The 16,174-nt window shown below is 65.8% G+C and carries 20 protein-coding genes; 15 read left to right on the top strand and 5 right to left on the bottom strand.

Going from position 1 to position 16,174, the window contains the following annotated elements; all coding sequences use genetic code 11:
- Nucleotides 1-11: 11 nt before the first annotated feature.
- The 13 genes from FHW64_RS24895 (at nt 12) to FHW64_RS24835 (ending at nt 10,499) form a co-directional block, all read left to right on the top strand.
- The gene (locus FHW64_RS24895; RefSeq protein WP_184530900.1) at nt 12-233 is read left to right on the top strand and encodes a DUF2783 domain-containing protein; all 222 of its coding nucleotides are present in this window, start codon (nt 12-14) and stop codon (nt 231-233) included.
- Complete coding sequence (locus FHW64_RS24890) at nt 230-1,189, top strand: MBL fold metallo-hydrolase (RefSeq protein ID WP_184530899.1); 960 nt, start codon at nt 230-232, stop codon at nt 1,187-1,189. Before FHW64_RS24895 ends, FHW64_RS24890 begins: the two co-directional genes overlap by 4 nt.
- Nucleotides 1,190-1,220: 31 nt before the next feature.
- On the top strand, nt 1,221-2,192 hold the full coding sequence (locus tag FHW64_RS24885; protein WP_184530898.1) for a tripartite tricarboxylate transporter substrate binding protein: 972 nt from the start codon (nt 1,221-1,223) through the stop codon (nt 2,190-2,192).
- A 68-nt stretch (nt 2,193-2,260) separates the two neighbouring features.
- On the top strand, nt 2,261-3,238 hold the full coding sequence (locus tag FHW64_RS24880; protein WP_184530897.1) for a helix-turn-helix domain-containing protein: 978 nt from the start codon (nt 2,261-2,263) through the stop codon (nt 3,236-3,238).
- Nucleotides 3,239-3,367: 129 nt separating this feature from the next.
- Entirely contained in the window at nt 3,368-3,673 is a 306-nt protein-coding gene (locus tag FHW64_RS24875) for an EthD family reductase (RefSeq protein ID WP_184530896.1), read from the top strand.
- Nucleotides 3,674-3,753: 80 nt separating this feature from the next.
- Complete coding sequence (locus tag FHW64_RS24870) at nt 3,754-4,089, top strand: carboxymuconolactone decarboxylase family protein (RefSeq protein WP_184531111.1); 336 nt, start codon at nt 3,754-3,756, stop codon at nt 4,087-4,089.
- A gap of 10 nt (nt 4,090-4,099) precedes the next feature.
- Complete coding sequence (locus FHW64_RS24865) at nt 4,100-5,008, top strand: NAD(P)-dependent oxidoreductase (RefSeq protein ID WP_184530895.1); 909 nt, start codon at nt 4,100-4,102, stop codon at nt 5,006-5,008.
- 36 nt (nt 5,009-5,044) lie between these two features.
- On the top strand, nt 5,045-6,208 hold the full coding sequence (locus FHW64_RS24860) for an ABC transporter substrate-binding protein (RefSeq protein WP_184530894.1): 1,164 nt from the start codon (nt 5,045-5,047) through the stop codon (nt 6,206-6,208).
- 6 nt (nt 6,209-6,214) lie between these two features.
- Nucleotides 6,215-7,087, top strand: coding sequence for a branched-chain amino acid ABC transporter permease (locus FHW64_RS24855; RefSeq protein WP_184530893.1), 873 nt, complete (start codon nt 6,215-6,217; stop codon nt 7,085-7,087).
- 32 nt (nt 7,088-7,119) lie between these two features.
- Entirely contained in the window at nt 7,120-8,076 is a 957-nt protein-coding gene (locus FHW64_RS24850; protein ID WP_311733356.1) for a branched-chain amino acid ABC transporter permease, read from the top strand.
- Nucleotides 8,073-8,861: an ABC transporter ATP-binding protein gene (locus FHW64_RS24845; RefSeq protein WP_184530891.1), complete on the top strand. Its 789-nt coding sequence runs from the start codon at nt 8,073-8,075 to the stop codon at nt 8,859-8,861. The genes FHW64_RS24850 and FHW64_RS24845 overlap by 4 nt, the downstream gene beginning before the upstream one ends.
- Nucleotides 8,848-9,549, top strand: a complete 702-nt coding sequence (locus FHW64_RS24840) for an ABC transporter ATP-binding protein (protein ID WP_184530890.1) — start codon at nt 8,848-8,850, stop codon at nt 9,547-9,549. Before FHW64_RS24845 ends, FHW64_RS24840 begins: the two co-directional genes overlap by 14 nt.
- 20 nt (nt 9,550-9,569) lie before the next feature.
- The gene (locus tag FHW64_RS24835; protein WP_184530889.1) at nt 9,570-10,499 is read left to right on the top strand and encodes an NAD(P)-dependent oxidoreductase; all 930 of its coding nucleotides are present in this window, start codon (nt 9,570-9,572) and stop codon (nt 10,497-10,499) included.
- A gap of 10 nt (nt 10,500-10,509) precedes the next feature.
- Here FHW64_RS24835 and FHW64_RS24830 read toward each other — a convergent pair whose 3' ends face one another.
- From FHW64_RS24830 to def, 5 genes are read right to left on the bottom strand one after another with little or no spacing between them, the layout of a single operon-like run.
- Nucleotides 10,510-10,857, bottom strand: a complete 348-nt coding sequence (locus FHW64_RS24830; protein ID WP_184530888.1) for an AzlD domain-containing protein — start codon at nt 10,855-10,857, stop codon at nt 10,510-10,512.
- On the bottom strand, nt 10,854-11,594 hold the full coding sequence (locus FHW64_RS24825) for an AzlC family ABC transporter permease (RefSeq protein WP_184530887.1): 741 nt from the start codon (nt 11,592-11,594) through the stop codon (nt 10,854-10,856). Before FHW64_RS24825 ends, FHW64_RS24830 begins: the two co-directional genes overlap by 4 nt.
- Nucleotides 11,594-12,544 (bottom strand): methionyl-tRNA formyltransferase, encoded by a 951-nt coding sequence (fmt, locus tag FHW64_RS24820; RefSeq protein WP_184530886.1) that lies wholly within the window; start codon nt 12,542-12,544, stop codon nt 11,594-11,596. Before fmt ends, FHW64_RS24825 begins: the two co-directional genes overlap by 1 nt.
- Nucleotides 12,545-12,549: 5 nt before the next feature.
- The gene (locus tag FHW64_RS24815; RefSeq protein ID WP_184530885.1) at nt 12,550-13,038 is read right to left on the bottom strand and encodes a hypothetical protein; all 489 of its coding nucleotides are present in this window, start codon (nt 13,036-13,038) and stop codon (nt 12,550-12,552) included.
- Between the two features lie 2 nt (nt 13,039-13,040).
- The gene (def, locus tag FHW64_RS24810) at nt 13,041-13,574 is read right to left on the bottom strand and encodes a peptide deformylase (protein WP_184530884.1); all 534 of its coding nucleotides are present in this window, start codon (nt 13,572-13,574) and stop codon (nt 13,041-13,043) included.
- A 160-nt stretch (nt 13,575-13,734) separates the two neighbouring features.
- Between def and FHW64_RS24805 the strand changes: the two genes are divergently transcribed.
- Both FHW64_RS24805 and dprA read left to right on the top strand, forming a co-directional pair.
- Complete coding sequence (locus FHW64_RS24805; protein WP_184530883.1) at nt 13,735-14,946, top strand: LysM peptidoglycan-binding domain-containing protein; 1,212 nt, start codon at nt 13,735-13,737, stop codon at nt 14,944-14,946.
- Between the two features lie 18 nt (nt 14,947-14,964).
- Nucleotides 14,965-16,104 carry a DNA-processing protein DprA gene (dprA, locus tag FHW64_RS24800; RefSeq protein WP_184530882.1) on the top strand — a complete coding sequence of 380 codons (1,140 nt, stop codon included), beginning with the start codon at nt 14,965-14,967 and terminating at the stop codon, nt 16,102-16,104.
- Nucleotides 16,105-16,174 lie beyond the last annotated feature (70 nt).

The raw sequence follows: 16,174 nt of genomic DNA, 5'->3' as shown, positions 1-16,174 counted from the left end.
ACCGAAGAACCATGATCACCGAGCCCCACATTCCCGACCCCGATGGTTTCTACGCGGCCTGGATCGCCGCGCACGAAGGGCTGACCGAAGCCCAGAGCGCCGACTACAACGCGCGACTCGTGCTGCTGCTGGCCAACCAGTGCGGCGATCAGCAGGTCCTCCTGGACTGCATCGCCGCGGCACGCGAAAGCGGCACCACTTCTCCAACCGACAACAACCGCCACCCCACATGAGCACATCCGTTTCCTTCGCTTCTGCCTCGGACACCCGCGAGCAGAAGCCGCAGGTGCGTGAACTCGCACCCAACGTCTACGGCTACATCAGCGACTTCGATCCCAACTGCGGCTTCATCGTCGGCGATGAGCACGTGGTGCTGATCGACACCCGGCCTACACCACGCATGGCGCGCGACTTCCTCGCGGACATCCGCAAGGTCACCGACAAGCCGATCAAGTTCATCGTGCTCACCCACTACCACGCGGTGCGCGTGATGGGCGCGAGCGCTTTCAACGAGGTCGAGGCCATCATCGCGAGCAAGGGCACGCTGGACTGGGTGCACGAGCGCGGCCAGGCGGATTTCGATTCGGAAGTCGGACGCTTTCCGCGCCTCTTCGCCGGCGTGGAGGAAATCCCCGGACTCACCGAGCCGACGATGAGCTTCGAGCGCGAGATGAGCCTGTGGCTTGGCAAACGTGAAGTGCGCTTGATGTGCCTCGGCCGCGGCCACTCGGGCGGCGACACCGTCGCATGGCTGCCGGATTGCGGCGTGCTCTTCTCGGGCGACGTCGTCGAGAACCGCTGCGGCGTCTACGCCGGCGATGCCTACATCCAGGACTGGGCGGGCACGCTCGATGCGGTTGCCGCGCTGAAGCCGCGCGTGCTGGTGCCAGGCCGTGGCGCGGTGCTTCAGGGCGAAGCCGCATGTGCCGAGTCGATCCAACTCACCAAGGCGTTTCTTTCGACATTGATCGACAGCGTGCGCGCAGGCATCGCAGCCGGAGAAAGCCTGCGCAGCTGCTTTGAGCGCGCCGAGCAGGCGATGAAGCCGCGCTTCGGCGACTGGCCGGTCTTCCAGCACGTGCTGCCCTTCGACGTGTCGCGCGCCTATGACGAGTTGCGCGGCATCGAACACCCGGTCATCTGGACCGCCGAACGCGACCAGGAACTCTGGCAAATCCTGCGCGGCTGATATCGACAAATTTCAAATGGAGACAACCCTGATGCGACGACTTCTGAAGCTGCTGGCCGCCGGCCTCGCGCTCACCCTGGCGAGCCACGCGCCGGCCCAGTCCAGCTACCCCACCCAGCCGGTGCGCTGGATCGTTCCCTACGTCGCAGGCGGCGGCACCGACAACCTTGCACGCGCACTCGCCGATGCGATGCAGCCTTCGCTCGGCCAACCGATCGTGATCGACAACCGACCCGGCGCGTCGACCAACATCGGCGTGCAGGTGATGATGCAGGCCAAGCCTGATGGCTACACGATCATGCAGGCCGAGAACGCAGCGCTGCTCTTCAACGAGCACATGTTCACCAAGCTGCCCTACAAGCCGGCCACCGACTTCACCTACATCGGCGCCATCGGCCGCTTCCCGGTTGCACTCGTGGTGCATCCGGACTTCCCGGCGAAGACGGTCGCGGAGTTCGTGAGCTACGTGAAGGCGCATCCACAGAAGGTGAGCTACGCATCGCCGGGCAACGGCTCGCCGCACCACATGGCGATGGAACTCTTCAAGCAGAAGGCAGGCATCGACATCCTGCATGTGCCCTACAAGGGCGCAGCACCGGCGATGACCGACGTGATGGGCGGCCAGGTGCCGGCCATGATGCTGGACCTCGCCTCGGGTCTGCAGGTGATCAAGTCCGGCAAGGTGCGTGTGCTGGCCATCGCACTGCCGCAGCGCGCCGCCGCATTGCCCGACGTGCCGACCTTCGTCGAGCTCGGCTACAAGGACGTCAACGCCTATGCCTTCCACGGCCTGATCGGCCCGGCAGGCATGCCCAAGGACGTCGTCGCGCGTCTGAACAGCGAACTCAACAAGGCCATGCAGGCGCCGAAGGTGGTCAAGCTCTTCTCTGAATTCGGCTTCGAGGCGTTGCCCGGTACGCCGCAGGACTTCTACAAGCTCGCGCGCGCAGAGAACGAGCGCTGGGGCCAGATCATCAAGACGGCCGGTGTGCAGCTCGACTGAGCCTGCCATGACCCCAGGGCGATGCGGCCCTTGGTCCATGGCGTTCGCATACGAGAAGGAGACAAGGCATGGATGCGACCCCACTGACGCAACCCAGTCCCGAGGCGTGGCGGCCCACGCCCTTCAGCACCGATGTCTTCGGGCACTGGGGGCAGACGGTCTCGCAGAAGATCCTGCCACTCGTGGCGCACAACGCGCAGCCGTCGGAGCACTTCCAGGGCCGCGCGACGATCGCGCGCTTTCACGACAGCGTGGTCGCGGACATCCACGCAAGCGCCCATCGCGTGATGCGTACGCGCGGGCTCGTATCGCAAGACCGCCAGCGCTACTTCAAAGTCCTCTGGCAGATCAGCGGCAGCAACCAGCTCGATCAGAAGGACGGCTCGGCGACCATCCATGCCGGCCAATGGGCGATCTACGACACGTCGCGCCCCTACACGATCGAGACTTCCGATGACTCGCACTTCCTGATGCTGCTGCTGCCGCTCGAAGAGGCGGGGCACTGGGGCACCGGCATCGAGCGCATCACCGCCAAGGCATTGCCTGCACAGGGCACTGCGGAAGTCGCGCGCGCCGCGCTTCGCAGCCTGCTGGACAGCAATGTCGAGCTCGAACGCGAAGGCCAGATGGTGTTGCAGGATTCGATCCTCGCGCTGATGGGCGCGGCCATTCGACAGGTCGACCTTGCGAGCGAAGGCGAGCAGCGCGCCGCGCATCGCAAGCTGCAGATGGCCAAGGCCTACATCGAACGCAACCTGACCGCGCCGGTGCTCAATGCCGATTCGGTGGCGCAGGCCTGCGGCATGTCACGGCGCAGCCTCTACACCGCCTTCAACACGCTCAACCTCACGCCGCACGCCTACATCATGCGGTGCAGGCTCGCGCTCGCGAGCGAGCTTCTCGCGGCACCGGACGGCAAGCGCACCATCACGCAAGTGGCCTACGAGCTGGGCTTTTCGGACGCAGCGCATTTCTCGCGCGCCTTCAGCGAGCGCTATGGCATGAGCCCCAGTCAGTGGCGCACCCGACAGACAACTTGCAGTTGAGTCCGATGCTGCACCGCAACTGCACGCTCAGACAAATCTGCGCATGCAGCTGCAAGCCTTGAAGCAGGTCGCTTCCTACGATGACTCTCCGTGGATCAACCCCTCACGGAGCATCAGGAAAGCGACCCCATGCACAAGCTTCTCGTCCTCTATCCCCATCCCGAATCGCCTGAGCAGTTCCGGCGCTACTACGTCGAAAAGCACCTGCCGCTCGCGGCACAGCTCCCCGGCCTGAAGGCCAGCCGCCATGCCTTCGACATCGAAGGCGTCGGCGCCGCGTCGCCCTACTTCTGCATCTGGGAAGGCGAATTCGAAAGCCCCGAAGCAATGGGCCACGCGATGAGCTCACCCATCGGCCAGCAGGTCAGCGCCGACGTCGCGAACTACGCGACCGGCGGCGTGGTGCTGCTGCATTGCGGCCCCGTCGCGGGCTGAACCCCCTTTTCCATTTCATCAAGGAGACACACGTGTCGAAAGAACAGGACTTCCAGGCCGGCCTGCAGCTGCGCCGGGACATGTTCGGGCCGGCCGGTTCCGATCAGCAGATCGAGTCGGCCACCGAATTCACATCGGCGATGCAGGACATCGTCACCCGCTACTGCTTCGGCGAGGTGTGGTCGCGCCCACCACTGGACCGCAAGACGCGCAGCATGCTCACGCTGGCCATCGTCGCCACGCTGAGCCGTCCGAACCAGCTCAAGGCGCATGTGCGCGGCGCGATCGCCAACGGCGTCAGCAAGGAGGAGATCCGGGAGGTCTTCCTGCACACGATGATCTACGCGGGCGTTCCGGCCGCGGTCGACAGCTTCGTGTCGGCGGCCGAGGTTCTCAAGGACATGGGCCTGGACTAGGAGAACCGGCATGAGCGACACCCCCATGAAGATCGGCTTCATCGGCATCGGCAATATGGGTTGGGGCATGGCCGCCAACCTCGTGAAGGCCGGCCACCAACTCACCGCTTTCGACACCGACGCCCAGCGCGTCGAACGCTTCGCACGCGAGTGCGGCGGGCGCGGCACCACACAGCTTTCGGACCTGGCCGATGCCGGCGTGGTCATCACCATGCTGCCCACCGGCGCGATCGTGCGCGAGGTGCTGACGCAGGGCAAGGACGACGCGAACGGCGGTCTCGCTGCATTGCTGCAACCAGGCTCGATCGTGGTCGACATGAGTTCGTCCGAACCCGTCGGCACCCGCGACCTCGGCCATGCGCTCGCGCAGCGCGGCATCGCATTGATCGATGCGCCGGTGTCCGGCGGCGTGGCACGCGCCGACAACGGCACGCTGGCCATCATGTACGGCTCCGACGATGCGATCGCGCTCGAACGCATGCTGCCGGTGCTGCGCGCGATGGGCGACCGCCTCTTCGCGACTGGTGCACTCGGCTGCGGGCATGCGATGAAGGCGCTGAACAACTACGTCGCCGCCACCGCATTCGCGGCCACGTCCGAGGCCCTGCTCATCGGTTCGCGCTTCGGGCTCGATCCGGCGACGATGGTCGACATCCTCAACGTCTCGACCGGCCGCAACTTCCACACCGACGTGGTCATGAAGGATCACGTGGTCGGCGGCAAGTTCGCGACCGGCTTCGCGGTGGGCCTGCTCGCCAAGGACGTGAAGATCGCCGCCGACCTCGGCGCCGCGGTGCACCAGCCATCGCCGGTGCTGGACCTCGTTCGCGACCGCTGGGCGTATGCACGCGATGCGCTGGGCGCGAACCGCGACAACACCGAAGCCTTCCTGGCCTGGAAGGGCCAGGCGGCGCAGTAACCCGTTCCCCACTTCCACCCCGGAGGAGACACTCCCATGAAGAACATCCGTGCGCTCGCGCGCAAGACCCTTGTCGCGCTCGCGATGCCTCTGTCGCTGGTCTCGATCGCTTCAGCCGCCGAGCCCATCCGCATCGGCTCGGTGCTGTCGATCACCGGCGCCGCTTCGTACATCGGCGATCCCGAAGCGAAGACGCTCAAGCTCTACGTCGATCAGATCAATGCCGCAGGCGGCGTGCTCGGCCGGCCGCTCGAACTGGTGACCTACGACGACGCCAGCGATGCCAACAAGGCCCGCACGCTCACCACGCGCCTCGCGGAACGCGACGAGGTCGCGGTGGTGGTCGGCGGTTCGACCACCGGCACCACGATGGCGATGATCCCCGTGCTCGAAAGCGCGCAGATCCCCTTCATGTCGCTGGCCGGCAGCGTGAACATCGTCGAGCCGGTGCGCAAGTACGTCTTCAAGAGCCCGCACACCGACCGCATGGGTTGCGAGAAGGTGTTCGCGGATATGAAGAAGCGACAGATCACCAAGATCGCACTGATCGCGGGTACCGATGGCTTCGGCACCTCGATGCGTGAGCAGTGCCTGAAGGTGGTCGGCAACTACGGCATCCATATCCTGATCGACCAGACCTACGGCGCGCAGGACACCGACATGACGCCACAGCTCACCAAGATCAAGGGCACGCCGGGCGTGCAGGCGATCTTCAATACCGGCGCGTCCGGCCAGGGGCCCGCGGTGCTGACTCGCAACTACGGTCAGCTCGGCATGAAGAACATCCCTCTCTACCAGAACCCGGGCGTGGCATCGAAGAGCTACATCGAGCTGTCGGGCCCGGCCGCCGAGGGCGTACGCCTGCCGGCTGCCGCGCTGCTGGTGGCGGCAAAGCTGCCGGACAGCGATCCGCAGAAGCCGGTTGTCACGGGCTACACCGCCGCGTACGAAAAGGCGTCGGGCCAGCCGGTGTCCACCTTCGGCGGCGGCGCCTACGACGGCCTCATGATGGTGGTCAACGCGATCAAGAAGGCGAACAGCGCCGACCCGAAGAAGATCCGCGAGGCGCTGGAGCAGACGAAGGGCTTCGTGGGCACGGCGGGCCTGGTCAACATGACCGACAAGGACCACCTCGGGCTGACGGTCGATGCGTTCCGTCTCGTCGAAGTGAAGAGCGGCGACTGGAACCTGGTCGACTGAGCTTCCATGTCCGAACTCCTTCAATTCCTCTTCTCCGGCCTGACGGTCGGCGCGGTGTACGCGGTGGTCGCGATCGGCTTCACGCTGATCTACGCCGCGTCCGACGTGGTGAACTTCGCGCAGGGCGAGTTCGTCATGCTCGGCGGTATGGCGACGGTGTTCCTCGCGATGCTGGGCTTGCCGATCGTGCTGGCGGCAGTGCTTGCCGTGCTGCTGTCGGTAGTGGTCGGCGTGCTGCTGCAGAAGCTCGCGATCGAGCGTGCGCGCGATGCGTCACCCGTGACGCTCATCATCATCACGCTCGGCGCGTCGATCTTCATTCGCGGCGTGGCCGGGCTCGTGTTCGACAAGCAGTTTCACGGCCTGCCGGGCATCTCCGGCAGCACGCCGATCGCGGTGCTCGGCGCGACGGTGCTGCCGCAGAGCCTCTGGGTGCTCGCAAGCGCGATCGTGATGTTCACCGGCCTGTGGCTCTTCCTCGACAAGACCGTGACCGGCAAGGCCCTGCGCGCGAGCGCGGCCAACCGGCTCGCGGCGCAGCTCGTGGGCGTGAACATCTCCTTCGTGCTGCTGCTGGCCTTCGGGCTGTCGGCGGCGCTGGGCGCGATCGCGGGCATCCTCGTCGCGCCGATCACGCTCACGCGCTATGACATCGGTGCGCTGCTGGCGCTCAAAGGCTTCTCGGCGGCGATCTTCGGCGGGCTGGGCAATCCGGTCGGCGCGGTGATCGGCGGGCTCGCGCTCGGGTTGCTGGAAGCACTCGCGGCCGGCTACGCGACCTCCGTCTACAAGGACGGCGTGGCGTTCGTCGCGCTCATCCTTGTCCTGCTGGTCATGCCCAACGGGCTGATGGGCAGCAAGCTGGTGGATCGCGTATGAGCGCCGTTCAACTACCTAACGAGGGCTCGCCCGTGCCCGTTGTACGGCGCAGCCTGCTGCGCTCGTCCTTCGGCGCGCTAGCGCTGCTCGCCGCCGTGATCGTGCTGTTGCCGCTGGTCGCGAGTTCGAACTACGTGCTGCGTATCGTCGCGCTGGTCTGGATCATGGGCCTGGGCGCGGTGGGCCTGCACGTGCTCATGGGGCTGGCCGGGCAGATCAGCCTGGGCCACGCGGGCTTCTTCGGCATCGGCGCGTACGCGACCGCAGTGCTGCCGCTGAAGTTCGGGGTACCGACGCCGCTGGCGGTGCTGGCGGGCGTGCTCGCGAGCGCGCTGATCGCGTGGGGCGTCGGCAAGCCGATCCTCCGCCTCAAGGGGCACTACCTTGCGATCGCGACGCTGGGCTTCTCGCTGCTGATCGGCCTCGTCATCACCAGCGAAGTCACGCTGACCGGCGGCCCGGATGGCGTCGACGTGCCGCGCCTCGCCATCGGGGATTCGTCGCTCACCTCGCCTGCTGCGTGGTACTGGATCAGCGGCGCCTTGCTGCTCGCCGGCATGGCGCTCGCCATCGCGCTGCGCGACAGCCCGACGGGACGCGCGCTACGCGCCATCCTCGACAGCGAAGTGGCCGCCGCGAGCATGGGCGTGGACGTCGCGCGACGCAAGCTGCAGGCCTTCGTCATCGCCGCGATCTATGCGGCGGTCGCCGGTTGCGCACTCGCGCTGATGAACGGCTTCATCACGCCCGACGTGGCCAACTTCATGACCTCGGTGGAATTCGTGGCGATGGTGGTGATCGGCGGCGTCGCGTCGCCCTTCGGCGCGCTGGTGGGCGCCGCGCTGCTGACGCTGCTGCCGCAACTGCTGGCGACCTTCCACGACTACCAGGACATGGCGGTGGGCCTGATCATCATGCTGTCCATGATCTTCCTGCGGCAAGGCATCGTGCCGGCGCTGGAAGCGCTTGCGACTAGGAGGAAGCGATGAGCAACATCCTCGAAGTCCAGCACCTGTCGATCGCCTTCGGCGGCGTGGTGGCGGTCGACGGCGTGTCGTTCAACGCGCCGAAGGGCGAGATCCTCTCGATCATCGGACCCAACGGTGCGGGCAAGACCACGCTGTTCAACATGGTGTCCGGGCTCTACACGCCACGCAGCGGCAGTGTGCGCCTGCAAGGGAAGGATGTGAGCGGCCTGCCGCCCTTCCAGCTCGCACGCATCGGCATGTCGCGCACCTTCCAGAACCTGCAGGTGTTCTTCCGCCAGACGGCATTGGAGAACGTGATGATCGGGCGCACCCGCTGGGAACAGACCAGCCTGATCGCCGACCTGCTGCGACTGCCCTCAGTGCGTCGGCAGAACGCCGAGACACGCGATCGTGCGTACGCGGCACTCGAACGCATCGGCCTCGCGCATCACGCGGACACGGTGGCCGGCAACCTGTCATACGGCTCGCTCAAACGGCTGGAGATCGCCCGCGCCCTCGCGAGCGAACCGACGCTGCTGCTGCTCGACGAGCCCGCCGCGGGCTGCAATGCAGTGGAGACCGAGGAGATCGAGCACATCGTGCGAAGCATCGCGGGCAGTGACGTGGCGATCGTGCTGATCGAGCACGACATGAAGATGGTGATGCGTCTCTCGCACCAGGTGCTGGTGCTGAACCAGGGCCGCATCCTCGCGCGCGGAACGCCCGATGAAGTGCGCAACAACCCGGAAGTGATCACCGCCTACCTGGGCAGCCATGCAAAGGAGGTCGAACATGCTGCGGGTTGATGGGCTCTGCACTTTCTATGGACGCGTCTCGGTACTGAAAGACGTCAACCTTGAAGTGAAGAAGGGCGAGATCGTGGCGCTGCTTGGCGCCAACGGCGCCGGCAAGACGACGCTACTGCACACGCTGTCGGGTCTGCATGCGCCTGCGAGCGGCAGCATCCGTTTCCAGGGTGAGCCGCTCGACAAGGTGAAGGCGCACCTGCGCATCGCGCTCGGCATTGCGCATTCGCCTGAGGGGCGTCAGGTGTTCAAGCCGCTGTCCGTCGAGGACAACCTGCGGCTCGGCGCCTACCGGCGTCGCGACGACGGCATCGCAGCCGACGTCGACCATGTCTATGCGATGTTCCCCGTGCTCGGCCAGATGCGGCGGCGCACCGCATCAGATCTCTCAGGCGGCCAGCAGCAGATGCTCGCCATCGGCCGTGCGCTGATGGGCAAGCCCCGGCTGCTGCTGCTTGACGAACCTTCGCTCGGGCTCGCACCGCTGCTGATCGACCAGATCTTCGAAGTGCTCGCCAAGCTGCGCGAGCAGGGCGTGACGATCCTGGTGGTGGAGCAGAACGCGGCCGCCGCGCTCTCCATCGCCGACCGGGGTTATGTGCTGGAGACTGGGCGCATCGTGCATACCGGCACCGGTGCATCCCTGCTGGCCGATCCGGCCGTGCGCAATGCCTACTTGGGCATCTGAAATCGAACAGGAAAAGATTGATGACTGAGACTTCAACCGCGAAGCCGCATATCGGCTTCATTGGGCTGGGCGTGATGGGCGCGCCGATGGCCTCCCATCTGGCCAAGGCAGGCTATGCGCTGTCACTCTGCGACACCGCGCCGGGCCTGGCCGCAAGGCTGGCCGAAACCCTCAGCGGAGCGCGTGCCTGCGCGACGCCGCGCGAGGTGGCGCAGCACAGCGACATCGTGATCACCATGTTGCCCAACGGCCGCGTGGTTCGCGAGGTGACGTTGGGCGACGACGGCCTCGCGTCCGGGTGGACACAAGGTGCGTTGCTGCTCGACACCTCCTCGGCCGAGCCGTGGATCACGCGCGAGACCGCGCAGCGCCTTGGCGCGATAGGCATCGCCATGGTCGACGCGCCGGTCTCCGGTGCGGAGTGGGGCGCGCAGGCCGCCGAGCTGGTGTTCATGGTCGGCGGTGCGGCCGGCAACGTCGAGCGGATCCGACCGCTGCTGGACATCATGGGACGCGCAACCTTCCATCTGGGTGAGCTCGGCGCAGGCCACACGATGAAGTGCCTCAACAACCTGATCACCGCGATCACGCTGACAGCGACCGCCGAGGGCCTCGCGATCGGCACGCGCGCGGGGCTCGATCCGGCCGTGATGACGGACGTGCTCAACGAATCCACCGGTGGATCGTGGATCACGCGGACGCACATCCACCAGCGCGTGCTGAGTCGCAGCTTCGACGACCCGTTCAAGCTGAAGCTCATGCTCAAGGACATGGGCATCGCGCTGGATCTGGCACGGGAGATGGGCGTTCCCGCGCCCATCAGCGGCGTGGGCCAGCAGTTGTGGCAGGCAGCGAATCAGGCGCGCGGCGAAGGCGCGAGCGTCAGCGAACTGGTGAAGTGGGTCGAGGATTTCGCCGGAACGGAAATCCGGTCACCACGCGCCGAGTGAGGCGGCAGGCCTACCAGCCGAGACCCAGGTGCAGCGGCAGGTAGACCGCCATGCCCGCGAGCATCGTCCCGAGCACGCCGCCGCGCCAGAAGTAGTAGATGACACCCGCGACTGCACCGTAGAGGCGCGCATCCTGCAGGGTCGTCGTGAGGTGGCCCTGCGTCATGACGACTTCGGGAATCACCACCGCGGCCAATGCGGCCGCCGGGGCGTAGTGCAGAGCGCGATGCGCCCAGTCCGGCAGGCCCCAGGGCCGATCGAGGATGAAGAAGAAGCAGCGCGTCAGCACGGTGACACCCGCAAGGCCGACGATGACCGCCAGCGTCCAGAAATCAGTTTGTCCGCCGGCGAGGCTCATTTGTCGTCCTCCGCATCGGGATCGAGCCCGAACTGCTTTTCGAGCCAGAAGCACAGCAGCACCGCGACACCGATGCCCGCGACGATGTTGAGCTTGAGCGGCAGTGCATAGGCTGCGACAGCGGTTGCCCCGGCAATGACGACCGCCAGCACGCGCAGGCGCGTCGTCGCCATCGAGCAGACGATCGCGACCAGGCTCAGCACGCCCGCAAAGCCCAGGCCCCAGCTCTGCGGAATCATGTTCGCGAGCACGATGCCGAGCATGCTCAGGCCCATCCATGCGCACCAGGTCACACAGTAGTTGCCGGTGAGGTAGGCCTCCTGCGCGCGCTTCTCGGCGTCGGTCTCGGGCGGACGGGTGTACTTGCGCGTGAACATCGCGTAGCTCATGTCGGCCGTGAGATAGCCGTGCGTCATGCGGCGCCAGCGCGGCATGTGCATGAGATACGGCCGCAGGTGCAAGCTGAAGACCACGAAGCGCAGGTTGACGCAGAAGCCGGTCGCCAGGATCACCCATGCAGGCGCACCGGCAATCAGCAGCGGGATGGATGCGAGTTGGGAGCTGCCCGCGTAGACCAGCAAAGTCATCGCGAGCGCCTCGACAACGCTCATGCCGGACTTGAGCATCGCCACGCCGGTCATGAGCCCCCAGGCGCCAATGCCGAGGGCGATCGGCGACATGTCGCGAATGCCTTCGCGAAACTCGGGTTGGCTGCGGACGGACGACGAGAGAAACATCAGCCGAAGACCTGTCCGGGCTTCACGTCGAAGCCTCGCAGGAAATCGGCCACCGGCAGGCGCTTGCCGCCCGCGCGCTGGAGTTCGGAAACGACGACGGTCGAGCCATCGGCCGCAACGGCGATGCCCTCCGGCCCCGCGGCGAGTACCGTGCCTGCCGCCTCCGAAGGCGCTTCGTCGCGGGTCTGTGCAACCCAGAGCTTGATGGTTTCGCCGTCGAGCGTGCTGCTCGCTCCGGGAAACGGGTCGAACGCGCGGATGCGGCGCACGATCGCCTCGGCGCTCTGCGTCCAATCCACCTGCGCCTCGGCCTTCTCGACCTTGTGCGCGTAGGTCACGCCTTCTGCGGGTTGTGGAATCGCGCTGAGCGCGCCGGACTCCGCCTGCCTCAGCGCATCGACGATCATGCGGCCGCCGAGTGCGGCGAGCCGGTCATGCAGACGGGCGGTGTTGTCGTCGCCGACCGGAACGGCCTCGCGCAGCAGCATGTCGCCGGTGTCGAGGCCGGCGTCCATCTGCATGATGGTGATACCGGTCTCGGCGTCACCGGCTTCGATCGCGCGATGAATCGGCGCGGCGCCGCGCCATCTCGGCAGCAGGCTCGCATGGATGTTGAGGCAGCCGAGCCGCGGAGCATCGAGCACCCACTGCGGAAGGATCAAACCGTAGGCGGCCACCACCATGACCTCGGCCGTCGATTCCGCGATCGCGGCCCGTGCGGCTTCGGCATCGTCGGGATACTTGCCGTCCAGTCGCAGGCTTCGCGGCTGGATCACCGGCCAACCATGCGATACCGCGAACTGCTTCACCGGCGAAGCCTGCAGCTTCATTCCGCGGCCCGCCGGACGGTCGGGCTGGGTCAGCGTGAGAACGATCTCGTGGCCGGCCGCGGCAATGGCTTCCAGCGCGACGCGGGCAAACTCGGGCGTACCCGCGAACGCAACCTTCATGACGCTCACCGGTTGATGAGGAACACGTTCAGGTCGTCGCCTGTGTTGTAGTGGTCCACCACGCCATCGGGCCTCACATAGATATAGAGGAGACGGCGGGCATTCATGGACTTGTAGCGCCAGGACCAGACGTCGCCATTGAAGGAGGTCACGCGGGTGATCTCATAAGGACGACCGTAGGTACGCAGCACATCGTCAACACGCCAGACACCGGGCTTGATGGTGCTGTCGAAGAGGCCCTCGAAGAGTTCCTGGCGGATGGAAACCACGTGGCCGCTCGCATCGACGTCGATGTTCGAGACCTCGAAGCCCATCGGCGCGCGGGAATACTGGAGCCGCTGACCGCCGTTCGGCAGCGGATACGTTGCCGTCGGTGTACCGAGTTGTGAAAGCGCCTGATCGCGCGTCGTGCCGAGCGGCAGTCGCGTCGGCTCGCTGGCACACCCCACCAAGGCGGACGCCACGACAACGGCCGCGAGCCATGAGCGCGTCATGTTCACCGACGCCCTTCGCGCTGATCGAGTTTCTGTTCTTCGCGCTGCTGCTTGAGCAACTTGCTCTTGATGCGGTTGCGCTTCAGCGGCGAGAGGTATTCGACGAAGACCTTGCCCAGGAGGTGATCGAGCTCATGCTGGATACAGACGGCGAGCAGGCCTTCGGCTTCGACAGTTTGCAACTCGCCTTCGGCGTCGAGCGCCGTCACGCGCACGGCGGTGGAGCGTTCCACGCCGTCATAGATACCGGGCACTGAAAGGCAGCCTTCTTCATTGACCACCTTTTCGTCGCTCGCCCACACAATCTCCGGATTGATGAGCACCAGCGGCTCATTGCGTTCTTCGGATACATCGATGACGACCAGACGTTCATGCACGTCGATCTGCGTGGCGGCAAGCCCGATGCCATTGGCGTCGTACATGGTCTCGAGCATGTCTGCGACCAGTGTCTTGATGCGCGCATCAACGCCTTGCACCGGTTTTGCCACCGTATGCAGGCGAGCGTCCGGGTAACTCAAAATGGTTCGTTTTGACATGAAAGCGAGGAAAAGTTGTCGCTATTTTCGCCATTTCCGCGACGGCTCGGGGCGGCTGGCGGGATTTACATTGCCCGATCTGGGGCTTCAGCGCAAAATTCGTAGCAAATTGTGAGGATTCGTACGTTCTGCGTGGCGCAGTGTGTGCACACCATCAACCATGAATAAATTCCGAACCAACGACCATCTGCGTCCCCGCTTCGTCGCCACGCTGGCGGCCCTCGCCGTGGCTGGCCTCGCAGGTACGACGGCATCCGCACAAAACTACCCCGTTACCCCCCAACAGCGCGCCACCGCCCAGCAGACGGCGCAGGCCGGCATTCCCATCAGCGAACTGGCGCCCAATGCGCCGGACGAATACACGGTCAAGCCCGGCGACACGCTGTGGGCCATTTCCCGCCTCTATCTCCGCAGCCCGTGGCGCTGGCCCGAGCTGTGGGGCATGAACATCAGCGAGATCTCCAATCCGCACCGGATCTATCCGGGCCAGGTGCTCTATCTGGACAAGTCCGGCGGCCGTGCCCGCCTGAGCACCCGTCGCGGTTCCGGCGCACCCGAAGGCACCATCAAGCTGTCGCCGCGCACGCGCTATGAGTCGCTGTCCGGCATGGCGCTGCCGACGCTCAACCCGGCCCTCATCGAACCTTTCCTCGCCGAGCCGGTGGTGGTGGACGACAACACCCTCGCCAACGCGCCGCGCATCGTGGCCGGCAACGACAGCCGCGTCCTGCTCTCCCGTGGCGATCGCGCCTATGCGCGTGGCGACGTCAATTCGCCGCTCGTCGAGGCACCCGGCCCCATCCAGACCTTCCGAGTCTTCCGCGACGCCACGCCGCTGAAAGACCCGGGCACCGGCGAGATCCTGGGCTACGAAGCCCAGTACCTCGGCAAGGCCCAGTTGCAGCGCGGCGAATCGACCTTGAGCGAAATGGTCGATGGCAAGCAAGTTACGAGCGTCGTGCCGGCCACCATCGACATCATTGCCGCGCGCGAGGAAATGCGCGCTGGCGACCGCCTGCTGCCGGAGCCCCCGCGCCAGCTCCTGAGCTACGCACCCCGCGCTCCGCAGCAGCCGATCGAAGGCCGCATCGTCTCCGTCTACGGCAACGCGGTGCAGTTCGCCGCGCAAAACCAGGTGGTGGCGATCAACAAGGGCCTGCGCGACGGCATCGAGGCCGGACATGTGCTGGCAATCCTCAAGAACGGCGAAACCATCGTGGACAAGACCGGCACCGGCAAGGAAACGCTGAAGCTGCCGAACGAGCGCATCGGCCTGCTGATGGTGTTCCGTCCGTTCGAGAAGGTTTCCTATGCCCTGGTGCTGGAGATCAACGACACACCGCGCATTGGCGACCTGCTCGTCAATCCCTGAGGCGGCGATCGTTTTCGAGTGGGACGCGAGGACCTCGCAGACTGGCTGCGTCTTGCGCTGACACCAGGCATCGGCAACGCAACCGGGCGCAAGCTGCTGGCGGCGTTCGGACTGCCTTCGCAGGTTTTCACGCAATCGCGGGATGCGCTCCTGCAGGTGGTGACAGACGCACAGGCGCATGCGTTGCAGCAGCTACCCCGGGATTTCGAAGAACAGATCCGGTGGACGCTTGACTGGCTGCAAGGCACTGGCGCCGATGGCGCGACCCGGCGCATCGTGACACTGGGCGATCCGGGCTATCCCGCTTCGCTGCTCGAAACGGCGGACCCGCCGCTGATGCTCTACCTGCTCGGCGCACCCTCGTTCGATTTAACGCAGCTCGATCGCAGCATCGCGATGGTCGGCAGCCGCAACCCCACTGCACAAGGCGAGCAGACCGCGCGTGCATTCGCTCGCGCATTCGGGGAAGCCGGGATCGCGGTGGTGTCCGGTCTTGCATTGGGTATCGACGGAGCGGCACACAACGGGGCACTCGAGGCAGGCGGCGGTGCGGACCGGCTCGCGACCGTAGCGGTGGTCGGCACCGGACTCGACCGCGTCTACCCTGCACGCCATCGCGAACTTGCGCATCGCATTGCAGGCCGCGGCCTGATCGTGAGCGAATATCCGCTCGGCACGCCGCCGCTCAACCAGAACTTTCCACAGCGCAACCGCATCATTGCGGGGCTGTCGCGCGGCACGCTGGTCGTGGAGGCCGCACTCCGCTCAGGCTCGTTGATCACAGCCCGGCTTGCCGCGGAACAGGGCCGGGAGGTTTTCGCAATTCCAGGTTCGATCCATTCGCCGCAATCGCGCGGCTGCCATGCACTGATCCGCCAAGGCGCAAAGCTCGTCGAGTCGGTTGGCGACGTACTCGAAGAATTGCGATTCGACACGCCGGCCTCCGCCGATGCGCGGATCGAACAGACCGAGGCGGCCACGACCGACGAGTCGGGCCTGCTTGCCGACCTCAGCTTCGACCCGGTCAGTCTCGATTCCCTGTGTGCACGCACGGGCTACGGCGCCGCCGAGTTGCAGGCGCGCTTGCTCGAACTCGAACTGGAAGGCCGCGTGGCGAGACTCCCGGGCGGCCTGTTTCAGCGTGTGGCGCGCGGCTGAACCAGTCCTTCACACAAAACATCGTCGTCTTCGCGCAACTGCCGCGGCAGGGCATCTTGACTGGGCTATA

This window comes from Variovorax sp. Sphag1AA (genome assembly GCF_014192575.1).
GTDB lineage: Bacteria > Pseudomonadota > Gammaproteobacteria > Burkholderiales > Burkholderiaceae_C > Variovorax.
This window is presented reverse-complemented; position numbering and strand designations above follow the sequence as displayed.

Bases quoted from the DNA above. Each gene is read 5' to 3' on its own strand.
- FHW64_RS24895 (WP_184530900.1), top strand. From the start codon at position 12: ATGATCACCGAGCCCCACATTCCCGACCCCGATGGTTTCTACGCGGCC.
- FHW64_RS24890 (WP_184530899.1), top strand. From the start codon at position 230: ATGAGCACATCCGTTTCCTTCGCTTCTGCCTCGGACACCCGCGAGCAG.
- FHW64_RS24885 (WP_184530898.1), top strand. From the start codon at position 1,221: ATGCGACGACTTCTGAAGCTGCTGGCCGCCGGCCTCGCGCTCACCCTG.
- FHW64_RS24880 (WP_184530897.1), top strand. From the start codon at position 2,261: ATGGATGCGACCCCACTGACGCAACCCAGTCCCGAGGCGTGGCGGCCC.
- FHW64_RS24875 (WP_184530896.1), top strand. From the start codon at position 3,368: ATGCACAAGCTTCTCGTCCTCTATCCCCATCCCGAATCGCCTGAGCAG.
- FHW64_RS24870 (WP_184531111.1), top strand. From the start codon at position 3,754: ATGTTCGGGCCGGCCGGTTCCGATCAGCAGATCGAGTCGGCCACCGAA.
- FHW64_RS24865 (WP_184530895.1), top strand. From the start codon at position 4,100: ATGAGCGACACCCCCATGAAGATCGGCTTCATCGGCATCGGCAATATG.
- FHW64_RS24860 (WP_184530894.1), top strand. From the start codon at position 5,045: ATGAAGAACATCCGTGCGCTCGCGCGCAAGACCCTTGTCGCGCTCGCG.
- FHW64_RS24855 (WP_184530893.1), top strand. From the start codon at position 6,215: ATGTCCGAACTCCTTCAATTCCTCTTCTCCGGCCTGACGGTCGGCGCG.
- FHW64_RS24845 (WP_184530891.1), top strand. From the start codon at position 8,073: ATGAGCAACATCCTCGAAGTCCAGCACCTGTCGATCGCCTTCGGCGGC.
- FHW64_RS24840 (WP_184530890.1), top strand. From the start codon at position 8,848: ATGCTGCGGGTTGATGGGCTCTGCACTTTCTATGGACGCGTCTCGGTA.
- FHW64_RS24835 (WP_184530889.1), top strand. From the start codon at position 9,570: ATGACTGAGACTTCAACCGCGAAGCCGCATATCGGCTTCATTGGGCTG.
- FHW64_RS24830 (WP_184530888.1), bottom strand. From the start codon at position 10,857: ATGAGCCTCGCCGGCGGACAAACTGATTTCTGGACGCTGGCGGTCATC.
- FHW64_RS24825 (WP_184530887.1), bottom strand. From the start codon at position 11,594: ATGTTTCTCTCGTCGTCCGTCCGCAGCCAACCCGAGTTTCGCGAAGGC.
- fmt (WP_184530886.1), bottom strand. From the start codon at position 12,544: ATGAAGGTTGCGTTCGCGGGTACGCCCGAGTTTGCCCGCGTCGCGCTG.
- FHW64_RS24815 (WP_184530885.1), bottom strand. From the start codon at position 13,038: ATGACGCGCTCATGGCTCGCGGCCGTTGTCGTGGCGTCCGCCTTGGTG.
- def (WP_184530884.1), bottom strand. From the start codon at position 13,574: ATGTCAAAACGAACCATTTTGAGTTACCCGGACGCTCGCCTGCATACG.
- FHW64_RS24805 (WP_184530883.1), top strand. From the start codon at position 13,735: ATGAATAAATTCCGAACCAACGACCATCTGCGTCCCCGCTTCGTCGCC.